Source organism: Microbacterium sp., assembly GCF_017305435.1.
Classification (GTDB): domain Bacteria; phylum Actinomycetota; class Actinomycetes; order Actinomycetales; family Microbacteriaceae; genus Microbacterium.
Genome location: NZ_JAFKIP010000003.1, coordinates 418,867 through 438,092 on the forward strand (window position 1 = coordinate 418,867; position 19,226 = coordinate 438,092).

The 19,226-nt window shown below is 72.7% G+C and carries 17 protein-coding genes; 7 read left to right on the plus strand and 10 right to left on the minus strand.

Going from position 1 to position 19,226, the window contains the following annotated elements; genetic code table 11:
- Window positions 1-4: 4 nt before the first annotated feature.
- From J0I43_RS05285 to J0I43_RS05300, 4 genes are read right to left on the minus strand one after another with little or no spacing between them, the layout of a single operon-like run.
- Window positions 5-616, minus strand: coding sequence for an NTP transferase domain-containing protein (locus tag J0I43_RS05285; protein ID WP_292860132.1), 612 nt, complete (start codon window positions 614-616; stop codon window positions 5-7).
- Window positions 613-1,698: an XdhC family protein gene (locus J0I43_RS05290; RefSeq protein ID WP_292860134.1), complete on the minus strand. Its 1,086-nt coding sequence runs from the start codon at window positions 1,696-1,698 to the stop codon at window positions 613-615. The genes J0I43_RS05285 and J0I43_RS05290 overlap by 4 nt, the downstream gene beginning before the upstream one ends.
- Before the next feature lie 2 nt (window positions 1,699-1,700).
- On the minus strand, window positions 1,701-4,550 hold the full coding sequence (locus J0I43_RS05295; RefSeq protein WP_292860136.1) for a molybdopterin cofactor-binding domain-containing protein: 2,850 nt from the start codon (window positions 4,548-4,550) through the stop codon (window positions 1,701-1,703).
- A 13-nt stretch (window positions 4,551-4,563) separates the two neighbouring features.
- Window positions 4,564-5,361, minus strand: a complete 798-nt coding sequence (locus tag J0I43_RS05300; protein ID WP_292860138.1) for an FAD binding domain-containing protein — start codon at window positions 5,359-5,361, stop codon at window positions 4,564-4,566.
- A gap of 246 nt (window positions 5,362-5,607) precedes the next feature.
- Here J0I43_RS05300 and J0I43_RS05305 point away from each other — a divergent pair, with 246 nt between their 5' ends.
- The 4 genes from J0I43_RS05305 to J0I43_RS05320 are packed head-to-tail and all read left to right on the plus strand — an operon-like array spanning window position 5,608 to window position 9,286.
- Complete coding sequence (locus tag J0I43_RS05305) at window positions 5,608-6,705, plus strand: ABC transporter substrate-binding protein (RefSeq protein WP_292860140.1); 1,098 nt, start codon at window positions 5,608-5,610, stop codon at window positions 6,703-6,705.
- Between the two features lie 21 nt (window positions 6,706-6,726).
- Window positions 6,727-7,572, plus strand: a complete 846-nt coding sequence (locus J0I43_RS05310; protein ID WP_292860142.1) for an ABC transporter ATP-binding protein — start codon at window positions 6,727-6,729, stop codon at window positions 7,570-7,572.
- Complete coding sequence (locus tag J0I43_RS05315; protein WP_292860144.1) at window positions 7,572-8,378, plus strand: ABC transporter permease; 807 nt, start codon at window positions 7,572-7,574, stop codon at window positions 8,376-8,378. The genes J0I43_RS05310 and J0I43_RS05315 overlap by 1 nt, the downstream gene beginning before the upstream one ends.
- Window positions 8,378-9,286 carry an ABC transporter permease gene (locus J0I43_RS05320; RefSeq protein ID WP_292860147.1) on the plus strand — a complete coding sequence of 303 codons (909 nt, stop codon included), beginning with the start codon at window positions 8,378-8,380 and terminating at the stop codon, window positions 9,284-9,286. Before J0I43_RS05315 ends, J0I43_RS05320 begins: the two co-directional genes overlap by 1 nt.
- Before the next feature lie 122 nt (window positions 9,287-9,408).
- Here the strand turns inward: J0I43_RS05320 and J0I43_RS05325 are convergent, their stop codons facing one another.
- On the minus strand, window positions 9,409-10,794 hold the full coding sequence (locus J0I43_RS05325) for an amidohydrolase family protein (protein WP_292860150.1): 1,386 nt from the start codon (window positions 10,792-10,794) through the stop codon (window positions 9,409-9,411).
- Between the two features lie 71 nt (window positions 10,795-10,865).
- Between J0I43_RS05325 and J0I43_RS05330 the strand changes: the two genes are divergently transcribed.
- Window positions 10,866-11,483 (plus strand): TIGR00730 family Rossman fold protein, encoded by a 618-nt coding sequence (locus J0I43_RS05330; RefSeq protein WP_292860153.1) that lies wholly within the window; start codon window positions 10,866-10,868, stop codon window positions 11,481-11,483.
- Window positions 11,484-11,511: 28 nt separating this feature from the next.
- On the opposite strand, the gene J0I43_RS05335 is transcribed toward J0I43_RS05330, so the two are convergent.
- From J0I43_RS05335 to allB, 5 genes are read right to left on the minus strand one after another with little or no spacing between them, the layout of a single operon-like run.
- The gene (locus J0I43_RS05335; RefSeq protein WP_292860156.1) at window positions 11,512-12,840 is read right to left on the minus strand and encodes a Zn-dependent hydrolase; all 1,329 of its coding nucleotides are present in this window, start codon (window positions 12,838-12,840) and stop codon (window positions 11,512-11,514) included.
- Entirely contained in the window at window positions 12,837-14,135 is a 1,299-nt protein-coding gene (locus J0I43_RS05340) for an alanine--glyoxylate aminotransferase family protein (RefSeq protein WP_292860159.1), read from the minus strand. Before J0I43_RS05340 ends, J0I43_RS05335 begins: the two co-directional genes overlap by 4 nt.
- Window positions 14,132-15,748 carry an AtzH-like domain-containing protein gene (locus J0I43_RS05345; RefSeq protein ID WP_292860162.1) on the minus strand — a complete coding sequence of 539 codons (1,617 nt, stop codon included), beginning with the start codon at window positions 15,746-15,748 and terminating at the stop codon, window positions 14,132-14,134. Before J0I43_RS05345 ends, J0I43_RS05340 begins: the two co-directional genes overlap by 4 nt.
- Window positions 15,749-15,791: 43 nt before the next feature.
- Window positions 15,792-16,886 carry an acetamidase/formamidase family protein gene (locus tag J0I43_RS05350; RefSeq protein WP_292860165.1) on the minus strand — a complete coding sequence of 365 codons (1,095 nt, stop codon included), beginning with the start codon at window positions 16,884-16,886 and terminating at the stop codon, window positions 15,792-15,794.
- Complete coding sequence (allB, locus tag J0I43_RS05355) at window positions 16,883-18,259, minus strand: allantoinase AllB (protein ID WP_292860168.1); 1,377 nt, start codon at window positions 18,257-18,259, stop codon at window positions 16,883-16,885. Before allB ends, J0I43_RS05350 begins: the two co-directional genes overlap by 4 nt.
- A 131-nt stretch (window positions 18,260-18,390) precedes the next feature.
- On the opposite strand from allB, the gene uraD reads away from it, so the two are divergent.
- Both uraD and uraH read left to right on the plus strand, forming a co-directional pair.
- Entirely contained in the window at window positions 18,391-18,903 is a 513-nt protein-coding gene (gene uraD, locus J0I43_RS05360) for a 2-oxo-4-hydroxy-4-carboxy-5-ureidoimidazoline decarboxylase (RefSeq protein WP_292860171.1), read from the plus strand.
- A complete protein-coding gene (uraH, locus tag J0I43_RS05365; RefSeq protein ID WP_292860174.1) occupies window positions 18,900-19,220 on the plus strand; it encodes a hydroxyisourate hydrolase in 321 nt (106 codons plus the stop codon). Before uraD ends, uraH begins: the two co-directional genes overlap by 4 nt.
- Window positions 19,221-19,226 lie beyond the last annotated feature (6 nt).

The following is a 19,226-nucleotide window of genomic DNA, read 5'->3' on the forward strand; positions in this document are numbered from 1 at the left end:
GGCGCTAGACACCCGCGCGGGTGTCGCGGTCGGCGCCGGACCACAGGTCGTCGCAGGGGACCGCGCGGGCGCCGCGCGCCGCGAGATAGACGCCCGCGCCGCGATCGCCGCGCACGGCGGCGATGACGCCCTCCCAGTGCGCACGGCCGACGACGACAGGATGCCCCGGACTCCCCCCGTACGAAGCGCGAGCGATCGTCTCGACACCTGCGCCCGCCGCGACGCGCGCGACCGCAGCGGCAGGCAGCTCCGGGGTGTCGACCGTCACGAGCACAGCGACCGCAGCGGGAGTCTGCGCGGCCCGGCGCAGCGTCGCCCGGACGGTCGCCGCGACACCCTCCCCCCAGTCGGCCACGGTCACCACCTCGGCATCCGCCCCCGCATCGCGCAGGATCGCCTCCGCCGCGGCGGCCTCGGCACCGAGGCCGACCAGGACGGTCTGGCATCCACCGGCATGGAGGGCCGCCACGGCGCGCAGCAGCCACGATCGGGGCGCCGGATCGGCCGCAGGGCCGCGGGGCCCCGCCGCCTCGGCCGGCTCGAAGGCGAGCGCCTTCGGTCCGCCGTAGCGCGTGCCGGCGCCCGCGGCCAGCACGATCCCGCAGAGGCCGCTCACGTGGGCGCGTCCGCGTGGATCGGCCCATGCAGCTCGCTGAGGGGCCGCCCGCTCGCTCCATGCCGGACGGCGACGATCTCCGCGAGGATCGACAGCGCGGTCTCCTCGGGCGAACGGCCGCCGAGGTCCAGGCCGATCGGCGAGCGGAGGCGCTCGAGCTGCTCCTCGGTCACCCCCGCCACGCGCAGCCGCGCCACGCGCTCGTCGTGCGTGCGGCGGCTCCCCATCGCTCCGACGTAGCCCGCGGGGCCGCGGAGCGCCACCCGCAGGGCGGGGGCGTCGATGCGCTCGTCGTGGCTCAGCACGCACACGGCGCTGCGCCCGTCGAGCGCGGCGCTCTCGAGCCAGCGGTCCGGCCAGTCCACCACGACCTCCGCGCCCGGGAACCGGCCGGGCGCGGCGAACGCGTCGCGCGGATCGAGCACCGTCACCGCCCAACCTGTCGCGGCACCGAGGCGGGCGAGCGCCACGGCTTGCTGAACCGCGCCCACCACGACGAGGCGCGGCGGCCCGGCGAACGGCACCACGAGATACTCGACCGCGATCGCGGTGCCGGTCTCGGCGCGGCATCCGTCGGCGTCGTACCCCATGAGACGGGGCCGGTCTCCCCCGGCATCGGCAGCAGCGATCGCGGCGGCGTCCCGGTGTATGCCGCTTTCGGCATGCCGGATCGCACGCGCCGCGCCCACCCCCTCGCCGCGCACGCAGAGCACGTGGGCGACCGCCTCGCCGGCGGCGAGCACGGCGAGATCTCGGGCTTCCGGGCTCCCGGGATGCACCGGCCGGACCAGCACGTCGATGCTCCCCCCGCACATGAGGCCGACGGCGAAGAGGTCGTCCTCCGCGATGCCGTAGCCGTCGACCCGGGGCACACCGGTCTCGATCACGTCGAGGCATGCCGTGACCACTGCCGTCTCGACGCACCCGCCCGAGACGTTCCCCCGCACCTGCCCGTCCGCGGAGACCACCATCGCGGCCCCGAGTCCCCGGGGCGCCGATCCGCGGATGCCGACGACCGTGGCGATCGCGACCGGCGCACCGCCGGAGAGCCAGCGCAGAGCGTCATCGAGGATGTCCCGCATGCTCACATCCGCCCTTCGGCGGCGGCACTGTGCCCGGCTGCACTGTGCCCGGCTGCACTGTGCCCGGCTGCACTGTGCCCGGCGGCGAGGCGCCACACGCGATCGCGCGACATCGGAGTCTCGTAGGGGCGCACGCCGATGGCACGGCGCACGGCGTTCGCGAGAGCGGGCGCCACCGGGTTGAACGGCGACTCGCTCATCGACTTGGCGCCGAAGGGGCCGAGGTCGTCGCTCGTGTCGGCGAAGAGGACCTCGGTCGGCGGGATGTCGCCGAACTGCGGCACCCGGTACACCCGGAACGCCGGGTTGAGCACGGCGCCGTCGGGGCCGATCATGATCTCCTCGTAGAGCGCCGACCCGATCCCCTGGGCGACGCCGCCCTCGATCTGGCCGCGGCACTGCTCCGGGTTCATCACGGTGCCCGCGTCGGCCGCCTGCACGGACTGCAGAATGCGGACGATGCCCGTTCGCGGGTCGACGGCGACGCGGAACGCGTGCACGTTGAAGGCGAGCGATCGCTGATCGCCGAGCTCGCTGCCGTCCGTGCGGATGCCGTCACCGTGGCGGTACTCGGCGGGCGCGGCGGCGATCACCTCGGCGAAACCCAAGAGACGACCTGCCGCTCCGGCGACGCGCACCCCATCCGGCTCGACCGTGCATTCCTCGGCGGGCATGCCCGTGATCGCGGCCGCCGTCTCGCGCAGGACGCGGACGAGGGCGAGGGATGCGGCGTGCAGCGCCTTACCCGCCACCGTGATCCCGGCGGAGGCGAACGCGCCCGTGTCGTGGCGCGCGGCATCCGTGTCGGAATGGTGGAGGTCGATCCGGTCGAGGGTCGTGGACAGGTCGGTCGCGACGATCTGGGTGTGCACCGTGGTCGTGCCGTTCCCGAACTCGCTCGTGCCGATGCCCACGCGGTACCGGCCGTCGGTGCCCACCGTGACGGTGACGTGCGAGATGTGTCCGTACGGCGCCATCGTCGCGATCATCGCGACGGCCATGCCCTCGCCGACCGCCCAGCCGTCGGGAGCGCTCACGCCGTTGCCCCGCGCGAGGGCCTCCTGCGCGAGGTCGAGGCACTGGTCGAGTCCGTAGCTCCCCCAGACGAGGTCGCTCTCCGGCTCGTCGTGGTGCGGCTTGAGCGGATCGCCGGGACGCACGACGTTGCGGCGACGCAGCTCGAACGGGTCGATGTCGAGGGCGAGGGAGAGCTCGTCGAGAGCCGACTCGATCGCGAAGATGACCTGTCCGAGCCCGTACCCGCGGAAGGCTCCCGAGGGCACGTTGTTCGTGTAGACGACCTCGGCATCCAGCCGCTTTGCCGGGCACGCGTAGAGGCTCATCGACTCCGCGCAGGAGTGGAAGAGCACGCCGCGGGAGTGGTTCCCGTAGGCGCCGGTGTCGGACAGCACGTCGAGCTTCATGGCGGTGAGGCGCGCGTCGGCGTCCGCGGCGAGCGTGACGGCGATGCGCATCGGATGCCGCACCGCGGTCCGCTCGAACTCCTCCCGCCGGCTGAGCTCGTACGCGACGGGGCGACCCGTCCGCAGCACGGCGAGGGCGACGAGGTCCTCGCACATGAGCTCCTGCTTGCCTCCGAAGCCGCCGCCCACCCGGGCGGTGTGCACCCGCACGCGATCCCGGTCGAGGCCGAGCAGCAGCGCGAGCTCGTCGCGGACGAGGAAGGGCACCTGCGAGCTCGTGCGGATGACGAGCCGGCCGTCCTCGTCCAGCCGCCCGAGCGCCCCGCGCGTCTCGAGCTGGGCGTGGATCATCCGCCCGGTGCGCCACGTGCCGGTGACCGTCGCGTGCGCGGTGGAGATCGCCGCGTCGACGTCGCCGAACCCCTCGTGGATGCCGAGGATGACGTTCCGGGCCGCGTCGTCGACGCGGTCGGCGGGCGTCCGTTCGGGGTGCAGCAGCGGCGCGCCCGGGCTCCGAGCCTCCTCGGGGTCGAAGACGGCGGGCAGGAGCGCGTACTCGACCTGGATGAGGCGGCAGGCGGCTTCGGCGATCGCGGCCGTCTCCGCGACGACCGCCGCGACGCGCTGGCCCACGAACCTGACGACGTCGTCGAAGACCAGGGTGTCGTCCGGATCGTCCTCGCGGTGCTCGTGCCGCCCGGTCGAGAACCGTTGCGTCCGCACCGAGCGATGATCGAGCACGAGTGCGACGCCGGGGAGCTCCTCGGCCGCCCGCGTATCGATCGCCGTGATGCGGGCGTGCGCGTGCGGCGATCCGAGCACCCGCAGCACGAGCGCGCCGCCGAACTCGCCGTCCGGGTCCAGGTCGAACGTGTACGGCTCGAGGCCCGCGACCACACGCTCAGCGGCGGGCGGGTGCACCGACCGGCCGATCAGGTCGCCGGCGCCGAAGCGCTCGGCGGGCGGCATGCCGGTCGCGCCGAGGTTCTGCGCGCCGCGTGCGACGCCGCCCCGGACGGCCTCGTCGATCGACCGGTAGCCGGTGCACCGGCACAGGTTGCCCTTCAGCAGCTGCGGCAGATCGTCGAGGTCGTCCTCGTCGAAGGTCGAGGCCGTCACGACCATGCCGGCCGTGCAGTACCCGCACTGGAACCCGAAGTGGTCGACGAACGACTGCTGCATCGGCGAGAGCGCCCCCGGACCCCCGAGGCCCGCCGCGGTCGTCACCGACCGCCCCGCGATCCGCTGGGCGGGAAAGATGCAGGAGTGCACGGGAGCGCCGTCGACGAGGACGGAGCATGCTCCGCAGTCGCCCGAATCGCACCCGCGCTTGACGTCGACGCGACCCTGCGCGCGCAGGAGGGTGCGCAGGCACTGGCCCGGCGCCGGATCGGCGTCGACAGGATCTCCGTTGATCTCGAACCTCATGCGATCTCGACCCTCATGCGGCGAGCTCCGCCCGGATCTCGTCCGCGAGCTCCGCGGACACGTGCCGGCGCCAGTCCGCCGCCCCGAGAGGGTCGGTGTAGTAGCCGGGGAGCGCGTGGACGTCGGCGCGGAGCGCCCCGGCATCCGGCAGTCGGTCGTAGCGCAGGATGCCGGGGCGCTCGGTCGCGGCGGTGATGGAGAAGACCGCTGCACCGTCCTCGTCGAGGCGACCGATCACGACGGCACCCGAGCGCCCGCGCTCGGCGAGCGCGATGCGGCGCAGCGCCGTGCGCGCGCGCAGGGCCGCGGCGGGGAGGTCGACGGCGCGGAGCACCTCACCCGGACGGAGGGCCGTGGTGCCGTTGCCGGTCGCGAGCTCGGCGACCGGCACCCGGTAGGCGTCGCCGCCCGGCATCCACACCTCGGCGACCCCGTCGAGGGCGGTGCACAGCGAGGTCATGGCCGCAGCCGCGAACCCTCGGCAGATGTTGCCGCCGACCGTCGCGACGTTCCACACCTTGAACGACGCGAGGAGCGCCGACGCGCTCTGGAGGAAGAGCGGCTGGGCCCGCCAGGCGCCCCGGTAGGCGGCGAGCTCGGCGATCGTGCAGGTGGCCGCGACGCGCAGCCCCGCGGCGCTCTCCTCGAGCGCCGTCCACCCCATCGTCGTCAGATCGACGAGGCCCGTCACATCCGGGTGCGGGTCGGAGAAGAGCCAGGTGCCGCCCGCGAGGAAGCGTTCGCCGGGCTCCAGGGCAAGATCCGCGGGCGTGCGCGCGGAACGATAGCCGGTGACCGTGGGCAGGTCCATCGCGCCTCCTCCGTCGTGCGTGGAGACAGCAAACACCACGGATGTGTCGGCGATGTAAATGGATGCCGCGCGCGGAGATCTCCGTAACGGACGGGAAACAGAGCACCCGTCTGTCCGAAACGTGCGATCCCTATCGTCGATCCATTCAGGTGCGACACCGCACGCCCGACTCCCGAACGACGGCGCCGCGCACTCTCGCATCTCCGACCGGTCCGTGACGGATCGACCACAGCACCAGGAGGCACCATGACATCGTCAGCATCGCGACGCGCCGGACGGATCGGGGCGGCTCTCGCCGCTGCCGCCGTGGCCGTCCTCGCCCTGAGCGCCTGCTCCGGCTCCAGCACCCCGGCCGCCTCGGGCTCCGGCGAGGCCGCCGACTACGGCGACATCAGCGTGCAGTACTCCTGGATCAAGAACGAGGAGTTCGCCGGCGAGTACTACGCCTACGACGAGGGCTACTACGACGAGGCCGGCTTCGGCACGGTCACCGGCATCGCCGGCCCGGACACGGGCGTCGCGAAGCTGCTCTCCGGCACGGTCCAGGTCGCGCTCAGCGACGCGGCATCGGTCGGCGCGGCGGTCGCCGAGCAGGATGCCCCGCTGAAGATCATCGGCGCGACGTTCCAGAAGAACCCCTTCACGATCGTGTCGCTCCAGAGCGGCGGGAACATCAAGACCCCCGCGGACCTCAAGGGGAAGAAGATCGGCGTGCAGGACTCGAACGCCTCGGTGTTCGCCGCGCTCCTGAACGCGAACGGCATCGACCCGAGCGAGGTCACGGTCGTCCCTGTGGACTTCGACCCGACCCCGCTCATCAACGGCGAGGTCGACGGCTTCATGGCCTACCTCACCAACGAGGCGATCACGGTCGAGATGGCGGGCTACCCGGTCACGAACCTCGCCTACGCGGAGAACGGGCTGCCCTACGTCGCCGAGACCTTCACGGTCACCGACCAGTACCTGGCGGAGAACAAGGACCTCATCAAGGCGTTCCTGACGGCCGAGATCAAGGGCTGGGCGAAGACCTTCACCGAGCCCGTCGACGCCACGGTCACCAAGGTCACCGAGCACTACAACGAGTCGGCCGCGGCCGGCGACCTCACCTTCGGCGACCTCGACCCGGCGAAGGTCAAGGCCGGCATCGAGGCCCAGGCGAAGCTCATCTCGACCGATGAGACCGAGGCGAACGGCCTGTTCACGATCTCGGACGCCCTGAAGAAGCAGACGCTCGCCTCCCTCAAGGCGTCCGGCTGGGACCTCACGGCCGACAAGCTGTTCGACACGTCGATCATCGACGAGATCTACGCCGAGAACCCCGACCTGGTGAAGTACCTGCCGTAACACCACTGCGCCACAGGAACCATGTCGAATCTGACGAACACGGATGCCGGTGCCGCTGGGAACTCGCCCAGCGGCACCACCAGCGGCACCGGCATCCACATCACCGGCCTCTCCAAGACCTTCTCGCTGCGCGGGGGAAAATCGCTCACCGCGCTGCAGGACACCGATCTGCACACCGAAAAGGGGTCGTTCCTGGCCCTCCTCGGCCCCTCGGGCTGCGGCAAGTCGACGATCCTCCGCATCCTCGCCTCGCTCGAGCACCCGTCGACGGGCGTCGCGCTCGTCGACGGCGAGACGCCCGACCAGCTGCGCGCGAAGAGCGAGCTCGGCATCGCCTTCCAGGACCACGCGCTGCTGCCGTGGCGGAGCGTGCGGAAGAACATCGAGCTCCCCTTCGAGGTCGCCGGCAAGAGCGTCGACAAGGCCTACGTCGATGAGCTGATCGGCCTCGTCGGCCTGAAGGACTTCGCGAACGCGAAGCCGTCACAGCTCTCCGGCGGCATGCGCCAGCGCGCATCGATCGCGCGCGCCCTCGTCCTGAAGCCGTCGGTGCTCCTGCTCGACGAGCCCTTCGGCGCGCTCGACGACATGACGCGGCAGAACCTCAATCTCGAGCTGCTGCGCATCTGGACCGAGAAGCCCGCGACGACGCTCCTGGTCACCCACGGCATCAGCGAGGCGATCTTCCTCGCCGACCGTGTCGCCGTCATGTCGCCGCGCCCCGGCCGCGTGAAGCAGATCATCGAGATCGACCTGCCGCGCCCGCGGACCCCCGACATCATGCGCACCCCCGAGTTCCACGCGTACGTCGACCAGGCATCCGAGCTGCTCTTCGGCTCGGACGGGCGGGCCGAAGCGGAGGCGTGATGACCCGCACGCGCATTCCCGGCTGGCTCGCCGGCGTCATCGGCGGCGTGGCGCTGATCCTCATCTGGTGGGTCTTCTCGCTCACCGCATTTCAACAGCAGGAGGGGACGACCTTCACCCCGGTGCCGTCGCCGCTCGCCGTCTTCGACTGGCTGTTCGTGCAGGGCAACATCGCGGGCGCCTGGAGCGTGTTCGCCCCGACGCTCGCCGCCGCCGGCATCGGCTATCTGTGGGGTAACGGCATCGCCCTCGTGCTCGCCACGGTCGTGCTGCTGTTCCCGAAGGCCGAGACGGTCATCACGCAGATCGCCGTCGTCAGCTACTGCCTGCCGATCGTCGCGATCGGAGGCATCTCGGTCGTCGTGCTCGGTGGCGCCAAGAGCCCGGGCGCGCCCTCGGCGACGGCGATCTTCCTCGCCGCGCTCGTGTGCGTGTTCACGACGGTCGTCGGTTCGATCCTCGGGTTCAAGGCCGCCGACAGGTCGGCGCTCGACGTCGTGCGCGTGTACGGGGGCAGCCGCTGGACGCAGTTGCGCAAGGTCCGTCTGATCGCGGCGCTGCCCTCGATCCTCAACGCCCTGCAGATCGCCGTCCCCACCGCCTTCCTCGGCGCCGTGCTCGGCGAGTACCTCGGCGCGATCACCGCGGGCGTCGGCCCGACCCTCATCCGCCTGCAGGGTCAGCTCGACTCGGCCGGCGTCTGGTCGGTCTTCCTGCTGTGCGCGGTCTTCGCCCTCGCCGCCTACGGCATCGTGGGCCTGATCATCCGACTCGTCACGCCCTGGGTGGCGGGGAAGGCCGTCTGATGCCGACGAATCCCACGATCGACGCGCTGCATCCGCCGGCGCAGCCGACCACGCAGATCGCGCTCGAGGCGGATGCCGCGGCACTCGCTCGGCTGCGCGCCGACCGTCGCCGTGCCGTCGTACGCTCCTTCGGCCGGTCCCTCGGCAATGCCGTGATCACCTTCGCCGTCCTCCTGCTGCTGTGGCAGGGGGTCGTCAGCCTCACCGGCATCTCCCCCTACGTGGCGAAGGGTCCGATCGACGTCTTCGCGTTCCTCTTCACGGACGAGAAGGCGGCGGCCCACCGCGACCAGCTGTTCCCCCTTCTCGGGCAGACGCTCCTCGACTCGGTGATCGGATTCGTCGTCGGCATGGTCGTCGCAGTGGTCCTGGCCGTGCTGTTCAGCCTGTCGAAGGCGATCGAGGCCGGCGTCATGCCGCTCGTGCTGCTCCTGCGCACGATCCCGCTCGTGTCGATCGCCCCCGTGATCATCCTCATCACGGGGCGCGGCACGACGGCGTCGGTCGCCGTCATCGGCACCGTGGTGGTGCTGTTCCCGGCGCTCGCGAACGTCCTGTTCGGCCTCAGCCGGGCGAGTCAGCAGAGCCTCGATGTCGTGCACGTCTACGGCGGGAGCAGATTCATGGCGCTGCGCAAGGTCAATCTGCCCGGCGCGCTGCCGTCGGTGTTCGCCGCGATGCGGGTGTCGGTCCCGGCCGCCGTGACGGGCGCGCTCCTCGCGGAGTGGCTCTCGACCGGCACGGGCATCGGCGGCGCGATCCTCAAGTTCAACGCGCAGGCCCAGTTCACGCAGCTCTGGGGCGCGATCGCGCTCATCACGATCATCACCCTCGTGCTCTACAACGTCGTGCAGATCCTCGAGAACGTCGTGCTCACCCGCATGGGCATGGCGACGTCGGTCGCCTGACCGCCGGGGCCCGTACCGTATTCAGTCTCCGCGAACCTGGCACCGCGACGCCGCCCCGCGTTTCCGCGCGAGCCGAGACCCCGGCCCTGCACGCAGACTGAATACGGTACGCCTCGGCCCGCTCAGTGCGGGTGGCCGCGCAGCGGCACGACGGCGGCCGGGAGTTCGTGCACCTTGGCGGATGCCTCCTCCGCGAGCGGGTTCGTCGAGATCCCGCCGGGGCCGCTCACGAGCCGGCCGCCGACGTAGACCGCCTTCACGTTCCGGGGACTCATCGCGAGCACGTACGAGCGGACGGGATGCCAGAGCGGCCCGACGTCCGGCATCCGCGGGTCGACGACGACGAAGTCGCCGAACTTCCCCACCTCGAGCGAGCCGACGCGGTCGGCGACGCCCATGATCTCCGCGCCGCCGAGCGTGTGCAGGCGGAGCATCAGCTCGGGCATCATCGACAACGGGTCCTGCGTGCGGGCGCGCTGCATGTAGATGCCCATCCGCATGTTCTGCCACGGGTCGCTGACGTCGGTGCATGCCTGGTCGTCGAGGCCGACGCCGACCTTCATCCCCATCTCGAGCATCTCCGGGACGAGCGCGACGCCCGACGCGAGGCGACCGTTCGACGCGGGCTGCCACGACATCGAGGCGCCGCCGGCGACCGCCTGCTCGATGATCTCGGGCGTCGTCTGGATGAAGTGCCCGAGCATGAGCCCGCGTTCGAGGGCCCCGGCATCCCGGTAGAGCGCGAACTTCGACTGCTGGTGCGGCACCGCCTCGGGAGATTCGAGCAGGTGCGCCTGATTGGTCACCCCGTGGCGGCGCATCGCCTCGACCTCGAACTCCGCCGCCTCGGGGTGCGGCGACCACTGCACCTGGCCCATGATCGACGCGCCGAGCGCGTAGTCCGGGTCGAAGCTGCGCGTGTGGGCGACCTCGGCCGCGAAGCGCTCGAACACCTCGTCGGGCGCGCCCGCCGTGACGTCCATGCCCGCGGCATCCACGAACCGGATGCCGGCGTCGCGGGTGCCCTCCGCCTGACGGAAGTGGTAGTCGAGGCCCCGCAGCCCCGCCGTGCCGGTGCGCTTGCCGTCGACCATCGACTCCCACGCCTGGAGCGGATCGGTGAAGTTGTACGCCGTCGTCACGCCGTTCGACAGGAAGTCGAGCGCGCCGTGGAGCGTCGACCAGTACATCTGGTCGGGGGTCATGTGCGCTGTCGTGCCGAGCATCGCGTCGCACCATCCGTAGAGCGTGTCGGCCACCCCGAGCCCGCGCAGTCCGCTCGTGAACAGGTGGGAGTGGCTCGAGACGAAGCCGGGCGCGACGAAGGCGCCCGCGACGTCGAGCGTCTCGTCCGCGCCGGCGAGGATCGCGCCGCTCGGCTCGCCGGAGTCCACGGCGGCGATGCGTCCGTCGTCACCGACGAGCATCCAGCCGCCGTCGACGTACCCGGGATCGAGCGACCCCGTGGGGATGGTGATGAGACGGGCATGGAGGACGAGCAGCGACATGCCGCCACGCTAGTGACGGGATGTTTCCGGGCTGTCACGGTGCGGAAACACGCGGCACTTAGCGTCGGGACATGTCACGGTTCACGGTCACGGTCTTCTGCGGATCCTCGCCGGGCTTCGACCCGGTGTACCTCGATGCGGCGCGCGCGGTCGGCACGGCGATGGGCGCCTCCGGGATGTCGCTCGTCTACGGCGGCGGCCACGTCGGGCTGATGGGCGCCGTCGCGGATGCCGCGGTCGCGGCGGGGGCGGAGGTCACCGGCGTGATCCCGCGGGCGCTGCAGGCGCGCGAGGAGGTCAACGAGAACCTCGCCGAACTGATCCTCGTCGACACGATGCACGAGCGGAAGATGATCATGGCGGACCGGGCGGATGCCTTCCTCGCCCTCCCCGGCGGCCCCGGGACGCTCGAGGAGCTCACGGAGCAGTGGACGTGGGCGCAGCTCGGCATCCACGAGAAGCCGGTCGGCGTCCTGAACGTCGCGGGCTACTTCGACCCGCTCCTCGCCTTCGTCGCGAACATGCGCGACCGCGGCTTCACCCACCCGCGCTACACCGACATGCTCGTCGTCGCCACCGAGGCCACGGAAGCCCTCGGCCGGTTGCGCGACTACGTCCCGCCGGCACGTTCGGACGCCTCGCCCGGGGCCGAGATGACCGGCGCGATCGCCCTGCCCGTCCGGCCCTGAGCGGCCGACGGCCAGTGCCCGGACGCGGTCAGGCGCGCTGGGTGCCGCGCAGGAGCACGGCCTCGGCGAGGGCCCGGATGCCGTGGGCGACGTCCCCCGCCGAGACCGCCTCGTCGGGGTGGTGGCTGACCCCGTCGGGGTTCCGCAGGAAGAGCATGCCGACGTCGGCGATCGCTCCGAGCGCCATGCCGTCGTGACCGGCACGGCTGAAGATCACCGGAGGCTCCTCGGAGCGCGGCGGGAGGGTGGACCGGATTCCGCCTTCGATGACGTCCTGCAGGAGCGGCGCGCAGAACACGGCCGGCGCGCTGTGGACCTCGCGGGCGCGCCAGCGCAGGCCGCGGCGCCCCGAGATGGCGTCGAGCTCCCGCGCGAGGGCGTCCCAGACCCGGTCGCGCTCGCCGTCGAACTCGCCGCGGAGGTCGAGCGAGAACTGCACCTCGCCCGGGATCACGTTGACCGCTCCGGGGAACGCCTCGAACTGGCCCACCGTCCCGACGATGTGGTGCTCCGCCGCGCAGAGGCGCTCGACGGCGAGAGCCGCCTCGCTCGCACCCAAGAGGGCATCGCGACGCATGTCGTACGGCGTCCCGCCCGCGTGTCTCGCCTCGCCTTCGACCACCAGCTGGAATCGGCGCGCCGCGGCGATCGACGACACGACCGCGAGCGGCTCGCCCGCCCGGTCCAGCTCGGGCCCCTGCTCGATGTGCGCCTCGAGGTACCCGACGAGCTCGTCGGGCCTTCGCGCGGCCTCGCCGATGCGGCCGGGATCGAGCCCGAACTCCAGGAACGCACGGCGCAGACTCACGCCGCCGGCATCCGTCAGGCCCCACCACGCGTCGTTCCAGGTGCCGGCCACCGCCGACGAGCCGAGCAGCGCCTTGCCGAACCGCGTGCCCTCCTCGTCGGAGAACGCGACGATCTCGATCGCGAACGGCAGCGGCACGGTCCAGCCGCCGGCGCCGTCCGCCCCGGTGCCGTCTGCCCCGGAGCCGGCGACCGGGACGCGCAGCAGCCGCACGACCTCGAGGGCCATCAGCACCCCGGCGATGCCGTCGTAGCGACCGGCGTCGAGCACCGTATCGAGATGCGAGCCGAGCATGAGTGCCGGAGCGGACGGGTCACCGATGCGGGCGACCTGGTTGCCCGCGGCATCCTGCCAGGTGCGCATGCCGAGCTCGCGCATCCACTCCGCCGCGAGGCGGTTGACGCGGGCGTGCTCCGGCGAGAGGTAGACGCGCTCGATGGATGCCTCGGCGGCACTCACCCGCGCGAGCTCGTCGCACCGCGCCATGACCCGGCGGGCGGCGGTCGCGATCGCGTCGGGCGCGGCGCGCAGGAGGGATGCCTCGGTCACGGGCCCTCCGGAGCGGGCACCGCCCTGGCGGCGGCTCCCGCGGCGAACACGTCGGCCGCGGCCTCGACACCGCCGCCGGCGGGGACCGGCGCGCCGAAGCGCCGCAGCACCGCCTCCAGCGCCGCGAGGGTCGTGAGCACGGCATCCTTCCGGGCGTTGTAGCCCATCGTGCCGATCCGCCAGACCCGCCCGTGCAGGGGGCCGAACGACGTGCCGATCTCGATGCCGAAATCCTCCAGGAGCACCGCGCGCGCGGCATCCCCGGGCACCCCGTCGGGGATCTCCACGGCGACGACGTTGCTCATCTTGTGGGCCACGTCGCCGAAGACCGCGAGCCCGAGCGCCTCGACGCCGGCGAGCATCGCGCGCCCGGCGAGCGCGTGCCGGGCGATGACGGCATCCCGACCCTCGAGCAGCAGCACGCGCGCGCACTCGCGGGCGGCGTAGAGCATGCTCGTGGCTTCCGTGTGGTGGTTGAGGCGCCGGGGTCCCCAGTAGTCGAGGATCTGTCCCAGATCGAAGTAGTTGGAGCGGACGAAGTCGGGGGACGAGGCGTCACCGGGCTCGCGGATGCCCGCCTCGACCTTCGTGCGCGACCGGATCACCTCGACCGCGCGTGGGCTCAGCGTGATCGGCGCCGAGCCGCTGGGGCCGCCGAGGCACTTCTGCAGCCCCGCGGTCGCGGCGTCGAGCCCCCAGGCATCCGCCTCGAACGCGTTGCCGCCGAGCGAGGCGGTCGCATCGGTGTAGAACAGCACGCCGTGGCGGCGGCAGATCTCGCCGATGTCCTCGAGCGGCTGGTTCATCGTGGTCGAGGTGTCACCCTGCACGAGGGCGAGGAGGGTCGGGCGCACCCGCACGATCGCCTCCTCGATGACCGACGGTGCGAAGACCTGACCCCAGTCGGTCTCGATCGTGTGAACCTCGGCGAGCGCGCGCTCGGCGATCTCGGCGAGCAGGTGCCCGAACCGGCCGAACACGGGCACGAGCACGCGGTCGCCGGGGCGGACCAGCGAGAAGATCGCCGCCTCGATGCCGGCGCGGCTCGTGCCGTCGACGAGCAGCGTCGCCTCGTTGCCGGTCGCCCAGACCGCGCGATACAGCTCCTGCGTCTCGGTCATCGTCGCCGTCATGAACGGGTCGTACTGCCCGACGAGCGGGGCCGACATCGCGCGCAGAACGCTCGGGTAGGCCGAGATGGGGCCCGGACCCATCAGAAGGCGTGCCGGCGGGTCGATCGACGTGGGGAACTCGGCCGGGAGCGAGGTCGGGGGCACGGGGGCGGCGTCGGTCATGCGGAGTCCGTTTCGCTCGATCGGGCGTGGAGGGCATGGAGGGCGTTGAGCGCGCGCCCGAGGCGCACGAGGGCGATGTCGGTGCCCGCACGCGAGATGAGGCTGACCCCGACGGGGGCCGGGGCGGGCGGCCGGGTCCGGGCGGCATCCGAGGCGGGAGCGACCCGGAGGAGCGGAACCGACAGAGCGGGCAGTCCGCCGACGGCGGCGGGGGTCGTCAGCCGCAGGGTGTTCTGGCGCACGGCCTCGACGTCCGCACCCGACGCGCTGCGGGCGGGCGCGGGTCCCGGGACCGTCGGCAGCAGCAGCACGGCATCCTGGACGAGGGCGTGGAGCGCCTCGCGAAGCGGCGCGAGGGCGGCGCGAGCGGATGCCTCGTCGGCGGGCGTCACGGCGGCGGCCGCGCGGAAGCGCTCCGCGACGGCGGGCCCGGTCGCGCCGGGGTGGGCGCGCAGCCACTCGCCGTTGTTGCGCCAGGCCTCGGCGCCCTGCACCGTCCGGAACGGGACGAGGTAGCCGTCGAGGTCGCCGAGGGAGACCTCTTCGACCGGCAGAGCGGATGCCGCGACGAACGCCTCGAACGCGGCGCGGGTCGCCGGCTCCGCGGCGGCAAGGGCCTCGGCCGGAACGCGGAAGCGCCACGGCAGGTCGTCGCCGGAGGCGCCCAGCACCGATTCGGTCGAGCCCGAACCGTCGTAGCTCAGGCACCAGTCGGCGACCGCCTGGAGGGTCGCGCCGTCGCGGGTCAGCCAGCCCACGGTGTCGAAGGTCTGCGCGAGGGGCAGGAGCCCCTGCCGGGGCACCAGGTCATGGGTCGTGCGGAGACCCCACAGCCCCTGGTAGGAGGCGGGTACCCGCACGGAACCGGCCGTGTCGGTCGCGAGGGCGATGTCGGCGTGGCCGAGGGCGACCGCCGATGCCGGCCCGCTGGACGATCCCCCGGGCAGCGCGCCGGGCACGGCGGCGTTGGGCGGCGTGCCGTAGTGCGGGTTGTCGCCCGCGATCGAGTACGCGAACTCGTCGGTGCGGGCGATGCCCCGCAGCGACGCGCCGCCACGCAGCAGGTCGCCGACGGCCGGCGCGCTCGTCGTCTCGGCGCGCGCGGAGTCGAGGTATGCGGGGTTGCCCGCCCCGATCCGATACCCCTTGACCGCGAACAGGTCCTTCACCGCGACCGTGAGCCCCGCGAGCGGGCCCTCCCAGGCGCCCTGGTAGAGCGGATCGCCGACCGTGCGCCACACGGCGCGATCGAACGCCGCGCTGCGCGGCGTGACGTGCGCGGCCGTGATGAGCCACCGCCCGTCGACGAGCTGCCACACCTGGGTCTGCAGCCCCCGCCCGCCCGCGACGAAGCGCGACACCGACACGAGCAGGGCGATGCCGTCGCCGAGAGGCCGATACTCGACGCTCTCGATCACGCGCGCCGGCACGCCGCCCCGGAAACCGCGGAAGGCACTGATCTCGTCGTGCCCCACGAGGAGACCCGCCCCGTCGCCGCGCAGCGTCGCCGCGCCGGGGGCGAACGCGGCATCCAGCGCGTCGAGGTCGTCGTCCATGAGCGCCCGCTCGTAGGCGTCGAAGGCCATCCGAAGGTCGGCCGGGATGTCGGTCATCGGCCCCCTCCGGTCGCCATCAGGACGGTGGCGGGGAGGCCCGTCATGCGCCCGACCCCGGGGGTACGATCGCGGCGAAGTCGGCCTCGCGGATCCGCGCGTGCACACCGCAGACGATGTCTACGACCTGCGAGATGTCGAAGTCGGTCGCCGCGGAGAGGTAGGCGTAGGCGAGGTGCTCGGCCATGCCGTAGCGCGCCTGGAGCAGTTCCAGCGCCGCGCGGACGGCGGCGCGCATCGCCTCGTTCAGGTCGGGGTCGAGCCCCGTGGGCACGAGGTACTCGCCCGTGCGGACCAGGGGTCCGGTGACCTCGCCGAAGGCGGCGATGGCCTCGGCCCGCGGCACGACCTCGAAGCGGAGCGTCGCACGGAGGGATGCCTCGAGTGCGGTCAGCGCCACCTCGCCGTCCCCCTGCGCGAAATGCGGGTCGCCGACGTAGGCGAGCGCGCCCCGCACCTGCACCGGCAGGTACAGCACGGCCCCCTCGACCAGCAGGTTGATGTCGATGTTGCCCCCGTGAGCCCCCGGCGGCACCGAGTGCGGCCGCTCGTCGCCCGCGACGGCGACCCCCATCGTGCCGAGGAACGGCGCGAGCGGAAAGCGCACGATCCGCTCACCGCCGTCTGCGATCGGGAGCACGCCCGTCCCGCCGTCCACGGGCGTGAAGACGCTGACGTTCGCGGGCCCGCGCGGCAGCAGGCCGACGAGGGCGCCCTTGCCGTGCCGGTTGGAGATGACGCCGTAAGGCACGCGCGGGAGGAGACGCTCGACCGTGATCTTCAGGAGGTCGCCGACCTCGGCGCCCTCGACGAAGACCGGTCCCGTGATCACGTGGGGTCCGTCGAGGAGCGGGTCGCGCGGGGATGTCGCGGCGATCTCGACGGCATCCGCGAGCACGGCGTCGGCCGTGACTCCGTGGCCCGTGAAGTAGGCGAGGGGGTCCTGCCCCTGATCGGGCAGGATGCCCTCGTGACTCACGGTGTCGATCGTCACCGTCGCGCCGGATGCGACCGTCAGCACGGGGGCGTCGGCGGCGCACGGCAGCCGCCCCCACAGGACGGTCTGCGGTGAGGCGGCGAGGTAGTGCTCGCCGCCGATCGGGCCGACGCCCGGCTGCAGGATCTCCGTCGGGCTCATGCCGGCACCTCCATCAGTATCTCGATGCCGGGCCGCGCCCGGGCATCCCCGTCGCCGGCGCGGTAGACGATCTCGCCGCCGACGATCGTCGTCGAGGTGACGCCGCGGAGGCGCCGCCCGTCCCACGGGGAGAGCTTGTGGCGGTAGAGGAGCCGCTGCGCGTCGACGGTCCACTCCGTCTGCGGCGCGACGATCGTGAGGTTCGCGCGCGCCCCCACCCGGATCTCGCCGAGTCCGGGCACGCCGGCGATGCGCGCGGGCCCCGTCGTGAACAGCGGCAGCAGGCTCTCGAGCGAGATGCCGCGGCGCGCAGCCTCGGTCCAGGCGCTCGCGAACCCGGTCTGCACGCCCGCGATCCCGCCCCACGCCAGACCGAAGTCGCCGCCGCCGGCGGTCTTGAGGGCGAGGGTCGCGGGTGAGTGGTCGCTGACGATGGCGTCGATCGTCCCGTCGACAACGCCCTCCCACAGGAGGTCCTGGTTCGCGCGGCCGCGGATCGGGGGGCAGCATTTGAAGGCGCTCGCGCCGTCGGGGACGTCCTCGGCGGCGAGGGTGAGGTAGTGCGGGCACGTCTCGATCGTGAGGCGGATGCCGTCGGCCTTCGCCTGCCGGACGAGTTCGAGCGCAGCGCCGTCGGAGACGTGCACGATGTGGCCGCGGCCGCCGGTCTCGGCGAGCGCGTCGATCACGGTCGCGATCGCCGCCTCTTCGCTGACGGGCGGACGGCTGCGCAGGAACGTGTCGTAGCCCCGTCCGAGGGCGCCGTCCGCGCCCGTGCCGACCTCCGTGGCCGCGGCATGGAGGTGTCCCTCGTCCTCCGCGTGCGCGATGAGGAGGCCGTCGAAGGCGGCGAGCTCGCGGAGCGCGGCGCGGACGCCCGCGGCATCCAAGTGACCGAACTCGTCGATGCCGCTCGGCACCAGGAAGCACTTGAAGCCGACGACGCCGGCATCTGCGAGAGCGCGCAGGGCGCCGAGGTTCTCCGGAACCGCGCCGCCCCAGTACCCCACGTCGACGGCGAGCTTGCCCATTGCCGCGGCCCGTTTGGCGGCGAGCGCTTCGGGTGTCGTGGTCACCGGAACGGAGTTCAGCGGCATGTCGAAGACGGTCGTGATTCCGCCCGCGGCGGCGGCGGCGGTGCCGGTGGCGAAGCCCTCCCAGTCGGTGCGACCGGGCTCGTCGAGGTGGACGTGCGAGTCGACGAGCCCCGGCAGGAGCACCTCGTCGCCGGCGAGGACGATCACGTCGGCGGCATCAGCCGCTCCCCCCGGCAGGATCTCCGTGATCACACCGTCCGCGAGCCGGACCTCGGCAGGTCGGAACGCGCCGTCGATCCACGCCCGCTCGGCTCGGACCACCCGCACAGCTGCCACAGCGCCGCCTCCCTCAGAACCCGTCCGACGTTACCGAGGTGTCGTTTCGCCCGTGTTTCCACGGCGAGCCGCGTCCCGCAGGGCCGATACGATCTGGGCATGAGCCGCGCTTCCGCCCGCCACGGTGCTCGATGACCACGACACCCGCCGTGACCATCGCCGACTTCGACGCTCTCGACGCGGCCGCCGCGGCCCGCACCGTCACCGTGTGGGCGGCAATCCCCCGGTGGGTGGATGCCGTGGTCGCCGGTCGCCCCTACGGCACCCGCGCGGCCCTCGTCGCGCACGCCGATGCGCTCGCGCGGGAGTGGACGGCTCTCGACCTCGACACCGCGCTCGCGCAGCACCCGCGGATCGGCGAGAGGCCGCAGGGATCCGGCGCCGAGGCGAACGCATCACGGGCGGAGCAGGCGTCGATGGCATCCGCCGAGGCGGCGACGGCCACGGCCATCGCCGCGGGGAACGCAGCCTACGAAGAGCGCTTCGGCCGCGTGTTCCTGATCCGGGCCGCCGGGCGGAGCCCGGAGGAGCTGCGCGCCGATCTCGACCGACGACTGGGCAACGACGACGAGACCGAGATCGCCGAAGCGCTCGATCAGCTGCGGCAGATCGCGCTGCTGCGCCTGGAAGGAACGGTCGGATGACGCACGTGACGACGCACATCCTGGATGCCTCGACAGGAACCCCGGCATCCGGCGTAGAGGTGTCGCTCCGCGATGCTGCCGGCATCGCTCTGGCGATGGGCCGGACGGATGCCGACGGCCGCCTCGCCCTCGGCCCGGACGTCCTGGAGCCGGGCGAGTACGCGCTCGTGTTCGCCACCGGCGCCCACTTCGCCGCGCAGGGAACGGCGGCCTTCCACCCGTCCGTGACGGTGGCGTTCACGGTGGCGGACCGCCCGCACTACCACGTACCGCTGCTGCTGAGCCCGTTCGCCTACACGACCTATCGCGGCAGCTGACGGCCC